We start from the raw sequence: 19,243 nt of genomic DNA, 5'->3' as shown, positions 1-19,243 counted from the left end.
TCATAATTCTAATGCTTTCAGTTACTTAATGCGTTATCTTCTACAATTGTTCAAATATCATGGATTTATGATTAATCAACACATTAAGAAAATTGTATCTTAACTTTTTAGTTGTGAAACAAGAAGTATAGTTATAATCTATGTGTATTTTCAGTAATAAAATCCTTATAAAGAGAAGTACAAAATCACTTGATATAATAAAATGACCACGACAAGGTAACATTTGATGTTGCCATATTTTCCATTCTCAAGGTATTTCTCTACCATTTTTATTATAGGCTCTGTTTTAAACCAATGTTGATATATTAGCATAATAAAAGTGAACAAATCAAGTTGTCCACTTTACTATTTAGTTCGTCTAATTTTAAAATTGTTCCTGTAAAGTGAATCTGCTGCTCTACAAATTGGAATTTGTCGGGCTTCGCATTATACTCATAATTTCACCGAAAAACTGGAAATTAACCTCTTTTACTAATTTCATCTGTTATTAATGATTTTGAAATATACATCGCTTTTATTATGTTCTTAAAGCGGGTGTGATGAGAGGTACCCTCCGCAAATTTTAGCTGCATTTTTTCACATTTACTGATAGTTGAAGATACAACTCGTAGCGCTTCTATCAATTCTTCTTTTGTATATTTGTCCATAGCATTTTACCTCAAATTCATATTTATCTGGCTTGTATTATAATACAATTGTTCTTTACTTCAATATAAATTATAATTCCATAAAAAATATGAATCAAATAAAATTTATACACAATTTATTACTATTATAAGCTAATTTAAACTTTTAAATGGAACACTTCAGCATTTAAAATATTTTCTAATTTAGCATAATCATATGCTTTTGAGCCATCTGACTTTCCTTGTTTCGTTTTATAAGAAGAATACGCATTACTATGACTACAAATTAAATCTCCTAATTTCTATTTTACATCGCTTTCTTCTTTATCTAATTCTTCTGCAATTTTTTTCTGCCTCTTTTGATTAAGTATATATATAGATGAGACTATAAATAAGGTTACAACTGTTCCAGAAACAAATAGAATTGCCAAAGTTATCATAAATAATGAGCCGTCTGTATATTTCTCGCCATATCTTGCATAATTTGCGATTCCTGCAATTACACATGTTGCTAAGCCACCCACAAGGCTACTTACTATAACTGATTTTTTACCGTTGTTTTTTGTTTCATACAAATCATTCCCTGCTATGATGTTCCTAATTACAATATATATGAAAGCTCCAAATAAGCATATAAGTTCTGTAGCATATTGTGAAGAAGGTATATTGAAAACATATTGCTTAATAAGTAGGGATATAATTAGTCCACCGAGCAACAGATTGCAGGCTTCACTGCCAATTTTACGTTTTTGAGCCACAGCTCGCTCATCATGTATTAAGTTTTTTTTCATGTTTTTCCTCCCAAAATAATTCATTTAATGTTTTGCCAAGTACTTTACATATTGCAATACAAAGATTTAATGTTGGATTATAATCACCAGCTTCTATTAAACCAATAGTTTGCCTTGTTACACCAACTGCTTTTGCTAAATCCTCTTGTTTCATATCACATTCAATACGAGCAATTTTCATACGTTTATTTTTCATATACTACCTCCCTACATTACATAGTATACTGTATATCATTCTTAATGTAAAGTATATATTGCATTTATTTGCAAAATAATAGCAGACAATTTTATGTCTGCTACATAAAACATAAATAATCTATATTTCGCATTAAAATACTCTTGCGACACAAAATGTAAAAGTTATTCGCTAGATCTTATAGCTCCTATATACCATAATGAAGTATAAGATATTTATTAGATATAACCTTCTCTGAAAATAATTGTAATTTTCTAAAACTCTCAACAAGCTTATCTCTAGATATTTCAATTATTTCATAGCTTCCTTCTGGCATATACGTATCGTTTCCTGTAAAACCATAATTTCCAGTAAGTTTTAAAGTAGGTGGACCACTTAAAAATAACTCAGCCCATGCCTTTGCTAACTTTAAAATAACTTCCGCTCCTTCTTTATCAAACAATGTAATTCCATAATTGTTTAATCCAAATCCTTTTTTGTAATTCATTGCTGGATTGATTGATGGTATCCAATTCAAAGTATCCTGTATGTATTGAACTATATCATCATGAATTAACACGATATTACTTAAATCTTCATTTGAAAAATAATATCCATCATACCCCATTTCATAATACTCATCATATGTTATTAAAAAAAATTCATGTTCAAGTGCCATAAAAAAACTCCTTTGCTTATGAAGTCTTATGTATGTTATTTCATCTTAAATTAATCTTGGTACGTAAAATAAGAACATTGTGACTTAGCTAATATACCTTATATCTGATACAACCAAACCATAATTGGCATTGTTACAATACAAACAATAGTTGTAACTACATTTATAATACTTGCATATTCTGCATTTTTTTCATAGATTTGAGCCATTTGCGTAACTGTTGATGCTGAAGGCGTGATTGTTGCAAGCAGACTGATAAGCAAAATCATCTTCCCATTCGATAATAAGTTCGCCATTCCGCCATATTTAAGTAGAAGCAGAATTATAACGGGACATATTATCATCTTAAGAAAAGTAACTATGTAAATTCGCTTGTAAGTAAATATCTGTTTGAAACTCATATTTCCAATCAGCATTCCCGTCACAACCATGCTAATAGGACCAATCATAACACTTACTGATTCCATGATTTCCGTGATGATATCCGGCAGTTGGATTCTTGTAACAAATAATAAAATCCCAAAGAAAATAGTAATCATATTGATATTTAAAAGAATTTTTTTAAAATCCATTTTTCGTTCTTCGCAGAGTACCATCCTGCCATGAGTCCAGAGAAGAATTATCTGTACAGATAAGAAAGCACTGGAATAAATAACCCATTCCTTTCCCAAGACAGAAGTTACAATCGGGATAATCAGATTTCCGGAATTTGAATACATTATGGATGCTTTTTCAACTGCATCCAAATGAAATATATTTTCAAGTACCTTTACTAAAATTATCAGTACAACATGAATCAATATTGCTGCCACCAAAGCAAGAATCAAGCCATTTCGGATGCTTTCTGTATATTCGACTTGAAAAGCATTGATAATTACACATGGCATTATCAGATAAATAACAACCATTGAAAGGCTTTTGCTCTCTTCTACTTTCATTAGACGCGTTTTCACCAATACGAATCCCATAGCCATAATTAAAAAGAGCTTGGCAATCTGTTTCATTAATAATAAACTAATCTCAATTCCACCTCCATAATTTAAGAGAAACAGTTATACTTTACATACAACCATTCACAATAAACTCATTTATGTTTGTCCCGAAACTTTTTATTTATATTTTAGCATATTCATCATTTAAATAAACATATATCTTTAGTATCTGTCTTATGCTTTATTGCTTTATTTTACATAAATTCCACTCAATTATAATAAATTATACTAAGTGAAAAAGTGTCTATTCATTAAGAGGATAGTTACTTACTGCTATGTTCAAAGTCTTTAAAAACAACTAAACTATCAAGTGTAATAATTATGTGAAAATAAGAGGTGACAATATGTTCAAGAAGATTGTTAGCAATGATATGATCTATAAAAATCTTTACAATGGTAAATGGGTTGAAAACTCAACAAATAAGTTAATTGAAATAAAATCTCCTGTAGACGGCTCCTTAGTTGGAAAGGTTCAGGCTATGGGCAAAGAAGAAGTTGATAGAGCTATAGCAAACTCTAAAGAAGCAGGAATAAAGTGGGCTGAAACTCCTATTAATGAAAGAGCTGAGATTCTTCATAAGGCAGCAGACATATTAGAAAAAAAGAAAGAAGAAATAGCTGAAATATTAGTACATGAAATATCAAAGGATAGAAAATCATCTATTTCAGAGGTGCAAAGAACTGCTGATTTTTTTAGATTTACTGCAGATGCAGGAAAAAATTTAGAAGGCGAATCAATTATGGGTGATAAGTTTCCAGGTGGAACACAAAATAAAATTTCAATTGTAATAAGAGTACCACTTGGAACAGTTCTTGCAATTTCACCTTTTAATTATCCAATTAATTTATCTGGGTCGAAAATTGCACCAGCTTTAATTGGAGGAAACACAGTTATATTAAAACCACCAACTCAAGGTTGTATTAGTGCCTTATACTTAGCACAGGTATTAAATGAGGCAGGTCTTCCACCAGGAGTAATGAATACAATAACAGGAAGAGGCTCAGAAATAGGAGATTATCTACTTACACATCCTGGGATTAATTTTATTAACTTTACTGGTAGTACAGAGGTAGGAAAACACATTGCCAGCATTTCTACTATGGTTCCGCTGCTTATGGAGCTTGGAGGAAAGGATGCTGCTATAGTCCTTGAAGATGCTGACTTAGAACAAACTGCATCTGATATTGTCTCTGGTGCCTATTCTTATTCTGGCCAGAGATGTACCGCTGTTAAAAGAATACTTGCCACTAATGAAGTAGCAGATAAATTAGTTCCTTTATTAAAAACTAAGATTGAGGATTTAAAGGTTGGAAATCCAGAGGATAACTCTACTATTGTACCTTTAATAGATAGCAGATCTGCAGATTTCGTTCAGGAATTAATTGATGATGCAATTAATAAAGGAGCAACCTTAGTTACTGGAAATAAAAGAAAGGGGAATCTAATCTATCCAACGCTATTTGACAATGTAACTATAGACATGAGGCTTGCATGGGAAGAACCTTTTGGTCCAGTTGTGCCAATAATAAGGGTAAAAGATATGGATGAAGCCATAGAAATATCAAATAAATCGGAATATGGTTTACAATCTTCTGTATTTACAAAGGATATTAACAATGCCTTCTATATAGCAAAAAAACTAGAGGTTGGTTCTGTTCAAATTAACGGCAAAACCGAAAGAGGACCAGACCATTTCCCATTTATAGGAGTTAAATCTTCTGGTATGGGTACTCAAGGTATAAAATATAGCATTGAAGCTATGACTAGACCTAAGGCTATAGTTATGAATTTAGATAAGTAAATATTTAATGTAAAGCTGCTGATAAAACATGTTTATCAGCAGCTTGATTATTTTAATTAGTTTTTAAATAATTTATCTAAAAATACACTTATCTTATAAAATCTCCTGAAAAGCTTCCAATTGAATTCCTCTGCTGGCTTGAACTATACATATATTTACATTGTCTATAGCAAAATTGCTTATAGGCCCTGTTATTGTTATTCTGGAAATTATATTCGAAAATTGGTTGATTTCAATAGGCTCCCAATTGTCAAGAACAACACCATTAAAGTTTCCTGGTGCTGATACAGTTGCAAGAAGATTATTGGATGCATCAAATGCTTTCACTGTGACTGTATCTGTTGAAACATATTTTAAGTCAATGGATGCAATTGGGTTAGTAAAAGTTATCTCGCGGGTATCAGGCGCATCTTTAAAGAAAATTGTTGTTATTGGCGAAGGTAAATTAGCTATATTGCCTGTACCACCTGAACTAATTGGTAGAAGGGCAACCCAGCCCGGGAAAGATGCTGTTGTAAAACCTGCATTAATTGAAGGAACAGGATCAAAATTATTCAGACCAAGTCCTTCAAAGGTTATCAGGAAGCATTGTAAATTTGTTGAGTTATTTGAATTAGACATTTTACTCCTCCTTGTAACTATTTCCTAATTAGAATTTTATTAACTATATTAAATTATATTCAATATAGTTAATATAGTTACATATAAGATAGATTCTTTGCAATTTCAATTTCTTCTTTTGTCCATTTTCTTCTTACAATAAATATATCAGGCCTACATATGAAAATCCTAAATGACCTAACAGATTAAACCCTAGAGAACATATCCCTAGGGCTCTTTTTTACTTGATAGAAATTAATGCATTGTTACTATCGTATAAACGTGCTTGGTCGCCAGTATTGTTCCAAATATAAGCTCCTGTCCACTTTAAATCCCCTGTAGCATTTCCACTAGCTATCCTTATAGTAGCTCCGGCCTTTAAAATATAACCCCTTGGAAAATTATAAGTTTGGTTTCCTTCTACACTTACGAGCTTCCATCCTGTCATGTCTGTATTTTTAGTGCTATTATTCTTTATTGTAACTATTTCTTTAACTAAATCTACACTTATTATTTGTATATTTTTATTAGTTGTCACAGGAGGAACAACGCCTCCATCATTGGAGCTTCCTGGCTTAGTATTAAAAGTTATATTACTTCCATCACAGGTAGCCACTATAGTTCCTAATTCATCTGTTCTATAAACAGCTGCACCAATATTTTTAAGTTTATCCAAAGTAGTTTGTGTTGGATGTCCATAAGTATTACCTTTTCCTACGCTTATAACAGCATACTTTGGTGATACTGCTGATAAGAACTCACTGGTGGTTGATGAATTACTGCCATGATGTCCAACTTTTAATACATCTGCTTTTAAATCATATCCTCTGTTTAACATTTCCTTCTCAGATACATCTTCAGCATCGCCTGTAAACAAGAAAGATTTACTGCCATAAGTAAGTTTAAATACTATAGAATAGTTATTTAAATCTTCATAACTGTCCCCATTAGGTGCTAGTATTTCTAAGTTTACATCTGGATCTAAATCTACAGATTCCCCAGGTATAGGAGTAGTTATTGTCATACCTTTATTATTTATAGCTGTAACTACATCTTGAAAAGTTTGAGTAGTTGAAGTTACTTTAGGCATATAGACCTTACCTACTTTAAACATATTAATTACTGTATCCAATCCACCAATATGATCTTCGTGAGGATGAGTACCTGCAATGATATCAAGCTGAGTAATCCCCATATTTTTTAAATAAGAAACTACTTTACTTCCATCATCATTGTTTCCAGCATCAATAAGCATATTTTTTCCGTTCGGAGTTTGAATTAATATACTATCGGCTTGTCCTACATCTATAAAGCTAACTTTTAAATCTTCTTTTCCACTTACAATTTTATTTGCCACTGCATCAGAAACTACTGCAGTGCCGCCTAAAATTATTACATTATTATATGTATCATGCTCAGCTCTTATTGAAGCCATTACTAATGGATCAATAGAGGTTCCTACTAAAATTAGAGGAGAGTCACTTAAAGCTGCTAGTGCACTTCCAGATAAAGCATCCGGGTAATTTGCCCCTGATGCAACATAAACCTTATCGTAACTAAACTCACTTGCAAAATGGTTTAATACTGCGGCATTAGTTCCATATCTGCTGCTTCCACCAAGTCTTGTAACACTATGTAATTGTGAAGCTATTTTATCACTTACAACTCCACTTCCTCCAACTATGTAACTTTTTTCATAAGATTTATTTGATAAAAATCCTTTAACCTGATCTGATAAATCAACTTTATCAGTAAGAAGTATTGGCATTCCCTTTTGTGCCGCAACTGGAGCTATAGATAGAGCATCTGCAAATCCAAATCCATTAGTTACAACTACACCTCTGGTATCTCCTATATTTTTAGCTACTTGCAGGGATGTTTCAAATCTATTTTGACCAGCTATTCTAGTAACTTCAATGTCCATCTTTCCTATTTCAGAAAGTACATTATTTGATACAACCCCAGCGCCCCCTACTACAAGTACATTCTTCACTTCAAGTCTTTCTAATTGATTTTTTGTATTTGGATCTAAAGTATTTTTCCCAGTAAGTAAAATTGGTGCATTATATTTTTTAGCTAATGGTGCTGCACAAAGTGCATCTGCAAATCCTTCCCCACTAGCTATTACTGCATAGTCGGAAGTTGTCCACCCTTTGCTTACAATTTCAGCTCCTGTTTCATACCTATTGTTTCCTGCTAGCCTGTCCTCTAGTGTTGCTGCACTAACTTGAAATGTTAAAAGCACAGATAAAGACAACGTTAGTGCCGAAACAACATTTAACATTATTTTCCTCATTTTTGTCCTCCTTTATTAGCATTTTATGGCTATTTTATTATAGTTTATTTTCTTTTTTCCGACAAGTGCATAAAATTGGTAATAAACAGGGACTTAATAAAGAATAATCACTCTTAATAACACTGCGGAGCAGTTAAATGGTTTTGCAATTAATTATTTTTATGATATTTAAAAAAGTGTATGCCAAAAAGACCTTACAGAATATTATTTTCTAAAAGGTCTAACAAAATATCATTTTAAAAATTAGGTTAACCAGCTACCGCCGAAAGTCTGGGGAATATATCAATTAGGGATGATATATTCCTGTAATAGAATCATGACGTGCTGCTGAAACAATAAATCGTGTCTCAACATCAACTGTACTTTCTACTTCTATTTTCCATCCGTGTTTTTCAAAGATTGACTTCACTATAGATAAGCCTAATCCTGCTCCAGCAATTTTCCGTGATCTTGACGGATCAACTCTATAAAAGGGTTCAAATACTTTATTAATATCCTCTGATGGGATTCCTATTCCAGAATCATAAATAGTAACTTTTCTCATATTATTTTCTACTAATGTCTTGATTAAAATTTTTCCATTGGTGATATTGTATTTCATAGCGTTCTCAAATAAATTAAAAAATGCTCTGTATATAAGGGTTTTATTTCCTTCAATTTTATCAAATTCTAACTCATAGGTAATATGAATATTTTTTTCGTTATATAATGACTGCAACTCAGCCTCTATCTGTAAAAATAATTGCTTTAAATCTATCTCATCTGCAAAATCTGTGTTACTTTCATTTGTCAGCATAAATAGATCGTCTACAATATTCATCAGACGTTTTAGATTACGTTCAGTCATTTCTATTGTTTCCTCATAGTCTTCAATTGTAGGCTTATTATCAAGTTGAAGAACTTGTATACCTGCATTCATAATTGAAAGGGGGGTTTTTAGCTCATGAGCAACTCTGGCAGAAAACTGTTTCTGATGTAAAAATGATTCATTTAATCTATCCAACATAGCATTAAAAGACTTTGCCAAACTGCTGATTTCATCATCTACATCTAAATTTGGTATTTTCTCTTTAAAATTATGGTCTTTAATATTGCTAACGGAAATATTTAAGTCCTTTAAAGGTCTCAGTGCTCTGCCTGCAACCAAATAAGTTACTATCATTCCAATACCTGAGAAAATAATTAAATATATATAACTCCATAATTCAAACTGCATTTTAGCCTCAATAGCTGGAGTTGCTGCAGCTGCTGTGCTTTTGAATTCACTTGCTCCCGCTTGTAACTTATTAATATCCTCATTTTGTATCAGCGGAGATTTATCAGATTCAACTGAATTGGTTAAATTGTTTTCGTACAAGGGCATAAAGGTATCATGTGCATTATACATACTGGAAAATGTTAAAATAATGGATGTCCCTAACAGGATAGCCCCAGTTAACAATGTAATTCTCATTCTAATAGAAACCTTATTCAGAAATTTCATTATCATCCTCCATTAAAATATATCCCTGTCCTCTAATATTTTTTATATATTCTACATTATCTTTTAATTCATTTATTTTCTTTTTTATTGAATGAATATGATATTTTAAAGAGTTGGAGAACAAATCTGCCTCACTATCCCAGACGTGCTCTATAAGCTCTTCCGAAGTTATTACTGTACCTTTATGAAAGAAAAAATACTCTAATATTGCATATTCCTTTTTTGTTAATGATAGCACTGATTCGCAAAGATAAGCAGTTTTGGAAACAGTGTTTATTTTAAGATTATCACATGTCAGCACTGCAGGCTTTTGTGTAAAGGAAATTCTTAAAAGCATACGTATACGTGCTTCTAGCTCCTTGAAATCAAATGGTTTAATTAGATAATCATTGGCTCCCATATCTAAACCTATTACTCTATCTTCTATATCACTACGGGCAGATAAAATAAGTACTTTAACACAGCTATCCTTTTTTCGTATTTCATTTAAGACCTCTAGTCCATCTAGCTTTGGCAGGTTTAGATCCAGAATAATCAGATCATATTCATTGACTTCATAAAGATATAATGCTTCTTCACCATCATAAGCATTATCTATTGCATATCCGCTTTTTCTCAAACCCTTTGACAGGATGGCTGATAACTCTTCTTCATCCTCAACTAAAAGCAATTTCATCTTGTAGTTCACCCCTTTATATAATATAACAGAAATAGCAACAGCCACAAATATAGCTGTTGCATTAAAACTATTTTATATTTAACTACTCGTCTTTTCAATACTTTAATTCTAATTCTATTTAGCTGTTACAGCAGTTGCTTCAGTTGTCTTAGCTGCTTCAGTTACCTTAGCTGCTTCAGTTACTTCAGCAGCTGCCTCACCCTTGTTATCTGCACTTGTTGCAGCAGTCGACTCAGTTACATCTTTTAACTCTCCATTTTTTAGCATCTTTTCAAATTCTAGCTTCTCAGCCTTGATATCTGCATCTGTTGCAGCAACCGCTGCCACTGATGGAACACTTCCTGCAACACTTGCTTTATTTACATTATCGTTATTTTCATTGCCTGCTGCAAATACTCCTTTAGACGCTGACATCATTCCCACCAATGCTAGTGCTGAAATACCCATTGTTATAATTTTTTTTGTTTGATTCATAATAAAAATCCTCCTATACATGTTTGATTATTATATAAGCCACAACCTATATTCAAATTATAGCAAAACAAAAGTTAGGAGACAGTTAGTTTTTATTATAATTATACCTGTACATTTTCATTGAAACAAGCTACTACCTTTTCTTACCCATAAGTATAGTTGAATCTACGTTTATAGGTGATATATCTACTTCACACAGACTATATACACTACAATGGAAATAGTATTGTAATTAGTATGTCAATAAATTATAATTAAGGAATAAATCCAGATATAACAGCATAAAACGGGTTAAAGCCTGGAGGAGTTTTCGAAAGAACTAAATTTATTAAGGTGAAAAATGATAGATAGGAATTGTAAAACATATCCCATATTAAAAATAATGAGTATTTTATTTGAAATACAAGTAAATGGAGGCAATTATGCAAAAGAATAGTTTATTTTCAGAATTTCCGTTTATTGAAACAAGTGAAATTTCACTGCGAAAGATTGAGAACTCAGATTTGGATGACCTTTACTCAATATATAGTAATAAAAACTTATTCAAATACAGGCCGTCAGAAGCAAAAAAGAATAAATCTACTGTTGAAAATATGATTTCTCATTTCCAAAGAGATTTTAATAAGAGAAAAACCATCTTTCTTGGAATTTGTTTGAATGAAGATTTAAAAAGAATTATTGGAGTTGCTGAAATATTTGATTTTGATGCAAAAGTAAACATGGTAACCATTGGATATACTCTAAACGAAGATTACTTCGGAAAAGGTATCGCCACTAAAACAGTAAAGGCATTACTTGATTATTTATTTAATACCATCCAGGTAAATAGAATACAAGCCTATGTTATGCCAAATAATATTAAATCAAAAAATGTGTTAAAAAGAAATCACTTTACAAAAGAAGGAACCATAAGGCAAGGGATAATTTGGACAGGAAAAGGTATTATTGATTTAGATTTATATTCATTTTTAAGATCAGATTTATAATATTTTTATTTTTGGCTCTGTTTTAAACCAATGTTGATATGTGAGCATAATAAAAGTGGACAAATCAAGTTGTCCACTTTACTATTTAGTTCGTCTAATTTTAAAATTGTTTCCGTAAAGTTAATCTGCTCGCCTACAAATTGGAATTTGTTAATTAATATGCTTTCTTAACCAATGCTTGAATACATTCAACTGTTCTTCTGTGTGAAAGTAATGTTCTCCTGCGTCCATGATTTCTAATCCACAACAGTATTTTTTAACGAAATAATTAATAGTTTCAAATTCACACAATTCATCCTTTGCTCCATACATAATATCTGTATCTGTATTCCATGTATTAATAGGATATTGCTTTACATAACAGAAGTAATCCCAATACAGCTTTTGACCAATGGGTGTTTCTATAGTCATTTCCTTTTGTAAACGCTCTGGTGTTACATTAAACCATATCATCATATTTTCGATAATTCTTTCCATATTAACTACTGGTGATAAAAATAATGCCTTTCTCAACACATCATTTTGATACGCTAAAAGACTAAAATAAGCCCCTACACTACATGCAAACAAACTCACTTCTTTCCAATGTTCTTTTGCATAGTTCATAATTATAGATAAATCACTAACGCAAAACTGTACTTTGCAAGGAGTATTATCACTTTTTCTTTCACCATGCTCTGGTAAATCAAAGCTTAATACTTGATAACCTTTTTTAAGTGCTTCTTCAGCTAAAATTTGAATCACAACATCTTCCTTGTTTGACATATTTCCATGTACTGCAATAAAAAGTTTTTCACTCTTTTCTCCCCACAAAACTGCAGGAATATTACTAATATTAAATTTATGTTTAAACATATTTCCTCCATAATTTATAGAGGCAAAACCCTCCATAAAAGCTCTTTATTTTTCTTGTTTATCATAATAAAATCCTCCTTTCTCAGCTAATTCTATATAAAGTATGTTAACTGCAAATTAGAATTTGTCGGGCTTCGCATTATATTTATAACCTTACCAATAACTGTAAATTAATTCCTTTTACTAATTTCATCTGTTATTAATGATTTTGAAATATACATCGCTTTTATTATGTTCTTAAAGCGGGTGTGATGAGAGGTACCCTCTGCAAATTTTAGCTGTGCTTTTTCACATTTGCTGATAACTGAAGATACGGGGCGTAGTGATTCTATCAATTCTTCTTTTGTATATTTGTCCATAATATTTTCATCTGTTATTAATGATTTTGAAATATACATTGCTTTTATCCTGTTCTTAAGGAGTGTGTGATGAGAGGTCCCCTCCGCAAATTTTAGCTGCATTTTTTCACATTTACTGATAGTTGAAGATACAACTCGTAGCGCTTCTACCAATTCTTCTCTTGTATATTTGTCCATAGCATTTCACCTCAAATTCTTATTATACATATTTATGAATTATAATTACATAAAAAATATGAATTAAATAAAATTTATACAAATATCGGTTGTCTTGTCTTAAACTCCTTCACCATAGTATAACTATGAGGAGCTTATCAATTAGTCTATGTGAACATTATCGTTATGGATGTAAAACACTATTAACAAGATATTTTGCTTTCTCATAATCGTTTTTCTTTACAGAAACAATATATTGTTTTTCATATCTCATATTGATTCCAAGACTTCTAAATTTGCCCCTTGTTGTGCCTGAATGATTTATGACTTTGCAGATATATTTAATGCCTTCCTTTTCTAAAATTCCTCTTACTTTTGATAGTTCTTCTAAGGAATATCCAATATATACATCTTCCTTATTAAATAAAAACAATACACATATCTCCTTTTAATTACCCTTACTTTATAATATATAACTATGTCGTTATATAAGAAAAATGAGAATCAAATATATACTTATTTATCATGATTATTTAATTTACGAATTTGAGCATTAGGACTTTCAATGTATTGTTTAGATATATAAATAGAGGTGTTACCCTTGGGTTATCGCTATAACACTCTTTACATATCATATTACTCATCTACCTTCTTTATCTTTTTTTACAATTTCGGCGTAATGAAGAATGTGAACTTAACTGTATTAAATCATATTTAAGAGTTGTAGCCAACATTATAGAAAATGTTGACTATACTGACTGCTATTTATGTTCTGCTTTCTTTAGATGTTTTAGAAAAAATTTATAGATATCTGAGATTCTAAAGACCTTTGAACCTATTAATCCTGCCAATTTTGAAATAAGAATACCAGTTATAATCCATATTGCAGTTAAGATTACGAGTCCCATATAAGCACCTCCGTTTTATTATATGGTAATCAAATTCATTTCTTGTTTCAAAAGAAACATCACCTATTGGAATTTGACAATCACTTTTTATTCCGTCTTCTTTTGATATTATATTACTCAACTTTCAATTGAAATTTGTCTATTTATTCTTCACTAGTTGAAAGATAAATACCCCAATAGACCCAAACATTAAAATTAGAAAGACTGGTAAGAATAGAGGTGATAGATTTTCTCCTGTGGTTGAGTGTAACGCCAAGTAAGAAAATACTAAGACTACTAACAGTTTTGTAGTTCCTATCATATTTTTTAAAATTCTATATACTTTTTCTTTGTTTTGCTCAGTCACTTGTATTCCTGTATTCCATATTTGTGGGAATTTTTCTACAACAGATAATCCAATAAACATAATCCATCCAACTACCAAAAGTACAATCAAAGAATTTTTATCTGTTATTTTATCAACCTCACCAGCAGCATTATAATGCCCAGGTATTTCATCAGGAATTGTTTGCCATGAAATAATCAAAAAAATAACTGTTCCAACTAAGCATAATAAACTTAAAAAATTAATGATAATGTCGTATTTATTTTTTTTAATTTTCATTTACATACTCCTCAGTTTTGTTAAATTATTAATTTACATTACTAAAACTAAAATTGGAATTTATCAAGATTTTTTCTGTAGCTGCCAATCATTTTTATTATAGACATACTCAAATGACTTAAAAGTTTTATTAAGCGATTCTGAATAGAATGAACCTTCTTGTTCAAAGGTAAAACCACATTTTTCAATCAACCGTTTAGATGATTTGTTATTTTGAAAACAACAAGCATATACATATTCTATTCCCTTAGAAAACAGATAATCAAGAATCTGATAAATTACTTCTGTCATTACTCCTTGATTCTGGTAGTTACGGTTCAGTACAAAACCCAATTCTTTTGTATCTTCTCTTCCGTTCTCAGAATCACTGTTTACTGCTATATGACCAATCACTTTTCTATTTTCTTTATTTTCTATTGCAAAAATATTGCTATTTTCAATATTTCTATGCAACGTTTCTTTTGAAGTTAACAGGTTACTATGATGCTTCCATCCAGCCATTTCTCCAAGACCCTCTTGGCTACAATAATCATATAAATCCTCTAAGTCTTTCTCTTCAAAACGACGAAGAACTGTCCTATCAGTTTCTAATCTCATATATATCACTACTCTCTTTTAAATTACTATTTATTGAGTTGTTTATATTGTTCATATATCACATTTTTTTACAATTTTAAATAATAAAAGCTCAAAAATATATGTATAAGTGAACTAATCTCTAAAACAATCCATTAATTATTACTTTCTTACTCCGTTCTTATCAAATAACTTTCTTAAATGTATTTCTGTAAATATGATAATTGCTATAAGAAGAATAGCTAAACCTACTATCGATATGCTTTCTGACAAATTTAGATTATTTCTATATAAGTATCTCATTAATATTGAGAAAGGTATAAAAATAATACCAATAAACAAAAGCATTGTTCCGCAGAAGCGATTTCCTTCATACCATGTGTCTTTATTCTTCATAGCAAAAGGTGTTTTATATCCAATGGTATTATTTATATGTTCTGGTGGGTACACTCTTAATACAAGCCCAAATATAGCCAAAACCACCCCCGTAATACAACTTGTTAAAACTCCCATGACTTATCTCCCCTCCATTTTGTTTCGTCATATTTTACTTTTGCGTCGTAAAATAAGAAAAAATACGAATTATTTGAGCTTCAGACTACATTCAAAATCTAAGACTTATTATTAAAAAATAATGCCAAGTTTCTTGAACTTTCCATTGCCTTTGTATCATCTTTAGCAGGAATACTATTTGTATCATGACTATAAACAACTGGTGCAATATCCCTCGAATTCATGTGATGTAAAAGTCTACATGCTGTAGTATAAGCATCTTCAATGCGTCCATCTCCACCACCAACTATTATTACTCCACCCTTTTTTTCTTTCTGAATAGGTTTCACTTTTCGAAAATACCTTGCACAAAAATACGTTTGCAACCTACTTGTAATAGCCAACAATTGACCTGTTAGTTGAGAAAAGTAAAGTGGTGATGCAATTAATATATTATCGCATTCTTGAATATATTTATAAACTTCCTGCATTTCATCGTTTAAACAACAACCATCATTCTTCCAACAGTATCTACAATCAATGCAAGGTTGAATGTCACAATCATATACATCTATAATCTTATATTCGCCCTCTAGGTGGTTAGTAAATTCATTTACCAAAGCCATGGTATCACCATTTTTTCTAGGTGTGCCACTAAAAATGAGCGTTTTCATTAATCATTACCTCTCTATTTAATTAATAAATAATTTATGGAAAGCACCTCATTAATTCTAAGTCCAGTTTGACTCTGAATTATTATTACTGCCTTTGTTAATATGTCATTTTCCTTTAATGCACATTGAAGAATCTTATCATATATATCTCCTGGAATAGGTTTAGTATAACTCTACTATTTTACACTTACATTAATTTTATCAAACATATATTGTCTTTTATTTCAAGGAAAAGTATTCTCAATCACATTGGGTAAAACTTTGTAAATTGAGCAATTCATTTTTCTTTCAAAATATTCTTTTATTTCAAAGAGCTTATTCCACCTTATAACAGTATATTCATTCATACCATACCTACGTGTTACATCAACTAATCGTTGCTCCATTAAACAAAATCCTGTTGGTAACGCTAAAGCATCACATAATTGAATCAATAAATCATAATCATCATAAATTACCGAATCAATATACTTTTTTATAAAGTCATAATCTTGCTTAGTTACATCTAACTTACCAATTACAGACCTTATATCTTTTATGCTATATGAATGAGTAATACATATTTTAGCCACATCATCCCAACCTTGATTACTGCAATATTTAAATCCTTCAATTGTATGTCTTTCCTGTACTACACCAACCCTACGACCTATATCATGTAACAATCCTAAAACGTAAGCCTTATTACTGTCTATATTATTACAACATTCAGAAATGTTTTTACAAGCCAAAGCCACATACTCTGAATGTTGTACCCATTTTCCTTTATTTAGTCTTGCCGCTTCTCTCAAAACATTTATTGCGATATCTTTATTAGGATATTTTTTATTCATATTTAATCCATCCAAAACCATTTTATTCTCTTCTCTATAATTCCGCTCCACTTTTTTAATGGATTTCCTCTTAGATCTAGCGTTTCTAATCTTTCAAGTCCCACTAGCGATGTGCAGTCAATGATTCTATTATCAGACAAACCAACCCTTTTAAGACCTGTTATTCCAGCCAATTCAGAAATATCCACAACCTCATTTTTATCCAGTGAGAGTGATTCTAAATTCTTTAAATTTGATATACCTTTTATCGTCTTTATCCCATTACTTCTCAAATCCAGGATTCTTAGTGCAGTTAAACTCATGAGTGGAGCAGCATCTTTTATCTGATTATCATACAATATTAATGATTCAAGATTCTTTAGTTCTGCTAATGAAGTTATGTCTGTAATATGGTTGCTCATTGCTGTAAAATATTCTAAATTTTCAAGATGTTTAACAAAGGATAGATCTGTAACATCATCATCATTCAGCCAAATTGACTCCAAACTTTTACACTTTCCAAGCCATGTATAATCATTTATTTCATAACAAGATATACCCAATTCTTTAAGTTTTAGAAGCTTTGTAAGTGGTCCCCAATCTTCCATATGGTCCTTTTTATCCTCACAGCAGAAGCCTATTCCTAAAGAGGTCAAATTAGCTGCATATTCAATTCCATCAATCGATTCAATATTTCCTGGAAGCTCGAGTTCTTTAAGTTTTTCCATATCTTTCTGTGTAATTATTCCTGTTCTGCTTTTTTTGCAAGCCTTAACAAGACAATCCAAAAAAGTTTGATCTTTAATAGACACTACTGGGCTTTCATCTTTCTTTTTTGTACTTTTCTTTGTCTTTTCTGTATCATCAGTTTTTGATGGTTTGTATTTTTTTATGACTGTTTCTATTATATCAACAGGCTCCAATTCATAGTTCTTAATTTTCTTAACAAATTCTTCAAAGGATACCGCTAATTTAATTGAACATTTCTTAATGTTTTCATAATTAAGAGGTAATGTTACCATTCCAATATTCCCTTTATAAAATCTGATTTCCTGCCCATCACTCAATAATGAATGTGAACATAAATGAACAGCCTTCTTTTTGCTTTTCAAGTCAATACATAATGCATCTCCATTTAATGTCCCAGCAATTGTAAAAAAACCATGAGTAAATATGTTTATGCCAGGAACTGCATCCTGATTTTCTTCTAGTATTCTTTCTATTGGATAAATAACAAACTCACTATCAAGCTCAATAACTTCTGATGGTGCACAAATACTCAAAGCATTCAGGAATTCCTGCGGCAACTTATTATTGGAAAGTTCTTTTACTTTTGCTATTTCTTCTTTACTTGGAACATAAAAATTTTCTTTCCCATAGTTATTCATAAATTCTTTAATAATTTTATCCATTAGCTCATTTCCCCCACAAATTACTACTTTGTCTGCAGATTATATAAATAATCTTTACTTCGCAGTTAATTACTCTTGCGGCATAAAATAAGAAAGCTACAACATAACTGAAGCTAAAATTATATTACTTCAACTCTACAAATTGGACTTTACCTCTTATTTTATCTTCTGTAACGCAGACCTGATATCTTTATACACTAATGTCTGCATACTATTCTTATATATTTCTGTATCTGCTTTTAATAAAGCTTCTTTGATACAAGGTACTAAATCCCTCTTATATTTTGCAATATTAGGTAATGGTATTATATTTTCATATTCATCTTCGCTTTTGCGTGTAATAAAAATAAATTTATTTAACTCTTTTGAACATCGGATGATCTTCATTGAACTCAATCAAATCCCATAAATTTCCATATAAATCTTTAAATACTGCAACCGTTCCATAATTCTGTTCTTTAGGTTCTCTAACAAATTCTATTCCTATTTTTCTCATTTCATTATAATCACGCCAAAAATCATCAGTTCCTAAGAATAAAAAAACTCTTCCCCCTGCTTGGTTTCCTATAAAAGACTCTTGTTCTGGCTTAGATGCTCTTGCAAGTAATATTGTTGTTCCATTTGAACCTGGTGGAGATACTACTACCCATCTTTTTTCTTGCTCGGGTTGATATGTGTCTTCTATTAATGTAAAATGAAGCTTTTTTGTGTAAAACTCGATTGCTTCATCATAATCTTTTACTACTAAAGCAATATGTACAACTGATTGAATCATTATTTTTCCCCTCTTATTCTATTAAAATTAATACGCT

24 protein-coding genes are annotated in these 19,243 nt (G+C 30.8%); 3 read left to right on the top strand and 21 right to left on the bottom strand.

The window, feature by feature from the left end; genetic code table 11:
- Positions 1 to 458: 458 nt before the first annotated feature.
- From CRN98_RS09455 to CRN98_RS09435, 5 genes are all read right to left on the bottom strand, one after another.
- Positions 459 to 647, bottom strand: a complete 189-nt coding sequence (locus CRN98_RS09455; protein WP_097027179.1) for a hypothetical protein — start codon at positions 645 to 647, stop codon at positions 459 to 461.
- Positions 648 to 928: 281 nt separating this feature from the next.
- Positions 929 to 1,417, bottom strand: coding sequence for a DUF6773 family protein (locus CRN98_RS09450; RefSeq protein ID WP_097027178.1), 489 nt, complete (start codon positions 1,415 to 1,417; stop codon positions 929 to 931).
- Positions 1,395 to 1,613: a helix-turn-helix transcriptional regulator gene (locus CRN98_RS09445; RefSeq protein ID WP_097027177.1), complete on the bottom strand. Its 219-nt coding sequence runs from the start codon at positions 1,611 to 1,613 to the stop codon at positions 1,395 to 1,397. Before CRN98_RS09445 ends, CRN98_RS09450 begins: the two co-directional genes overlap by 23 nt.
- A gap of 187 nt (positions 1,614 to 1,800) precedes the next feature.
- Positions 1,801 to 2,271 carry a hypothetical protein gene (locus tag CRN98_RS09440; protein WP_097027176.1) on the bottom strand — a complete coding sequence of 157 codons (471 nt, stop codon included), beginning with the start codon at positions 2,269 to 2,271 and terminating at the stop codon, positions 1,801 to 1,803.
- Between the two features lie 98 nt (positions 2,272 to 2,369).
- Positions 2,370 to 3,275 carry an AEC family transporter gene (locus tag CRN98_RS09435; protein WP_097027175.1) on the bottom strand — a complete coding sequence of 302 codons (906 nt, stop codon included), beginning with the start codon at positions 3,273 to 3,275 and terminating at the stop codon, positions 2,370 to 2,372.
- Between the two features lie 332 nt (positions 3,276 to 3,607).
- Between CRN98_RS09435 and CRN98_RS09430 the strand changes: the two genes are divergently transcribed.
- Complete coding sequence (locus CRN98_RS09430) at positions 3,608 to 5,065, top strand: NADP-dependent glyceraldehyde-3-phosphate dehydrogenase (RefSeq protein WP_097027174.1); 1,458 nt, start codon at positions 3,608 to 3,610, stop codon at positions 5,063 to 5,065.
- Positions 5,066 to 5,158: 93 nt separating this feature from the next.
- Here CRN98_RS09430 and CRN98_RS17735 read toward each other — a convergent pair whose 3' ends face one another.
- Positions 5,159 to 5,392, bottom strand: coding sequence for a hypothetical protein (locus CRN98_RS17735; RefSeq protein ID WP_179632079.1), 234 nt, complete (start codon positions 5,390 to 5,392; stop codon positions 5,159 to 5,161).
- Here CRN98_RS17735 and CRN98_RS17730 point away from each other — a divergent pair.
- Positions 5,370 to 5,714, top strand: a complete 345-nt coding sequence (locus tag CRN98_RS17730) for a hypothetical protein (RefSeq protein WP_179632077.1) — start codon at positions 5,370 to 5,372, stop codon at positions 5,712 to 5,714. The genes CRN98_RS17735 and CRN98_RS17730 overlap by 23 nt on opposite strands.
- Positions 5,715 to 5,906: 192 nt before the next feature.
- Here the strand turns inward: CRN98_RS17730 and CRN98_RS09420 are convergent, their stop codons facing one another.
- The 4 genes from CRN98_RS09420 to CRN98_RS09405 form a co-directional block, all read right to left on the bottom strand.
- Complete coding sequence (locus CRN98_RS09420) at positions 5,907 to 7,961, bottom strand: cell wall-binding repeat-containing protein (RefSeq protein ID WP_179632075.1); 2,055 nt, start codon at positions 7,959 to 7,961, stop codon at positions 5,907 to 5,909.
- A gap of 286 nt (positions 7,962 to 8,247) precedes the next feature.
- Entirely contained in the window at positions 8,248 to 9,444 is a 1,197-nt protein-coding gene (locus tag CRN98_RS09415; protein WP_179632073.1) for a sensor histidine kinase, read from the bottom strand.
- On the bottom strand, positions 9,428 to 10,120 hold the full coding sequence (locus tag CRN98_RS09410; protein WP_097027171.1) for a response regulator transcription factor: 693 nt from the start codon (positions 10,118 to 10,120) through the stop codon (positions 9,428 to 9,430). Before CRN98_RS09410 ends, CRN98_RS09415 begins: the two co-directional genes overlap by 17 nt.
- A gap of 117 nt (positions 10,121 to 10,237) precedes the next feature.
- A complete protein-coding gene (locus CRN98_RS09405; RefSeq protein ID WP_097027170.1) occupies positions 10,238 to 10,597 on the bottom strand; it encodes a hypothetical protein in 360 nt (119 codons plus the stop codon).
- A gap of 422 nt (positions 10,598 to 11,019) precedes the next feature.
- On the opposite strand from CRN98_RS09405, the gene CRN98_RS09400 reads away from it, so the two are divergent.
- Positions 11,020 to 11,583: a GNAT family N-acetyltransferase gene (locus CRN98_RS09400; RefSeq protein WP_097027169.1), complete on the top strand. Its 564-nt coding sequence runs from the start codon at positions 11,020 to 11,022 to the stop codon at positions 11,581 to 11,583.
- Positions 11,584 to 11,733: 150 nt separating this feature from the next.
- Here CRN98_RS09400 and CRN98_RS09395 read toward each other — a convergent pair whose 3' ends face one another.
- The 11 genes from CRN98_RS09395 to CRN98_RS09345 form a co-directional block, all read right to left on the bottom strand.
- Positions 11,734 to 12,438 (bottom strand): alpha/beta hydrolase, encoded by a 705-nt coding sequence (locus tag CRN98_RS09395; RefSeq protein ID WP_097027200.1) that lies wholly within the window; start codon positions 12,436 to 12,438, stop codon positions 11,734 to 11,736.
- Between the two features lie 170 nt (positions 12,439 to 12,608).
- Positions 12,609 to 12,974 (bottom strand): hypothetical protein, encoded by a 366-nt coding sequence (locus CRN98_RS09390; protein ID WP_097027168.1) that lies wholly within the window; start codon positions 12,972 to 12,974, stop codon positions 12,609 to 12,611.
- Positions 12,975 to 13,137: 163 nt separating this feature from the next.
- Positions 13,138 to 13,386, bottom strand: a complete 249-nt coding sequence (locus CRN98_RS09385; RefSeq protein WP_097027167.1) for a hypothetical protein — start codon at positions 13,384 to 13,386, stop codon at positions 13,138 to 13,140.
- 328 nt (positions 13,387 to 13,714) lie between these two features.
- Positions 13,715 to 13,861, bottom strand: a complete 147-nt coding sequence (locus CRN98_RS17725) for a hypothetical protein (RefSeq protein ID WP_179632071.1) — start codon at positions 13,859 to 13,861, stop codon at positions 13,715 to 13,717.
- Between the two features lie 139 nt (positions 13,862 to 14,000).
- Positions 14,001 to 14,465, bottom strand: coding sequence for a DUF1648 domain-containing protein (locus CRN98_RS09380; RefSeq protein WP_097027166.1), 465 nt, complete (start codon positions 14,463 to 14,465; stop codon positions 14,001 to 14,003).
- A gap of 63 nt (positions 14,466 to 14,528) precedes the next feature.
- Positions 14,529 to 15,062: a GNAT family N-acetyltransferase gene (locus tag CRN98_RS09375; protein WP_097027165.1), complete on the bottom strand. Its 534-nt coding sequence runs from the start codon at positions 15,060 to 15,062 to the stop codon at positions 14,529 to 14,531.
- A 141-nt stretch (positions 15,063 to 15,203) separates the two neighbouring features.
- The gene (locus CRN98_RS09370) at positions 15,204 to 15,554 is read right to left on the bottom strand and encodes an SdpI family protein (RefSeq protein ID WP_097027164.1); all 351 of its coding nucleotides are present in this window, start codon (positions 15,552 to 15,554) and stop codon (positions 15,204 to 15,206) included.
- A 98-nt stretch (positions 15,555 to 15,652) separates the two neighbouring features.
- Positions 15,653 to 16,207: a flavodoxin family protein gene (locus CRN98_RS09365; protein ID WP_097027163.1), complete on the bottom strand. Its 555-nt coding sequence runs from the start codon at positions 16,205 to 16,207 to the stop codon at positions 15,653 to 15,655.
- A 224-nt stretch (positions 16,208 to 16,431) separates the two neighbouring features.
- A complete protein-coding gene (locus tag CRN98_RS09360; RefSeq protein ID WP_097027199.1) occupies positions 16,432 to 17,040 on the bottom strand; it encodes an HDOD domain-containing protein in 609 nt (202 codons plus the stop codon).
- Between the two features lie 2 nt (positions 17,041 to 17,042).
- Positions 17,043 to 18,431 carry a leucine-rich repeat domain-containing protein gene (locus CRN98_RS09355; RefSeq protein ID WP_097027162.1) on the bottom strand — a complete coding sequence of 463 codons (1,389 nt, stop codon included), beginning with the start codon at positions 18,429 to 18,431 and terminating at the stop codon, positions 17,043 to 17,045.
- A gap of 352 nt (positions 18,432 to 18,783) precedes the next feature.
- Positions 18,784 to 19,206: a VOC family protein gene (locus CRN98_RS09345; protein ID WP_097027161.1), complete on the bottom strand. Its 423-nt coding sequence runs from the start codon at positions 19,204 to 19,206 to the stop codon at positions 18,784 to 18,786.
- Between the last annotated feature and the right edge of the window lie 37 nt (positions 19,207 to 19,243).

It is taken from the genome of Clostridium peptidivorans (genome assembly GCF_900205925.1).
GTDB lineage: Bacteria > Bacillota > Clostridia > Clostridiales > Clostridiaceae > Clostridium_AK > Clostridium_AK peptidivorans.
This window is presented reverse-complemented; position numbering and strand designations above follow the sequence as displayed.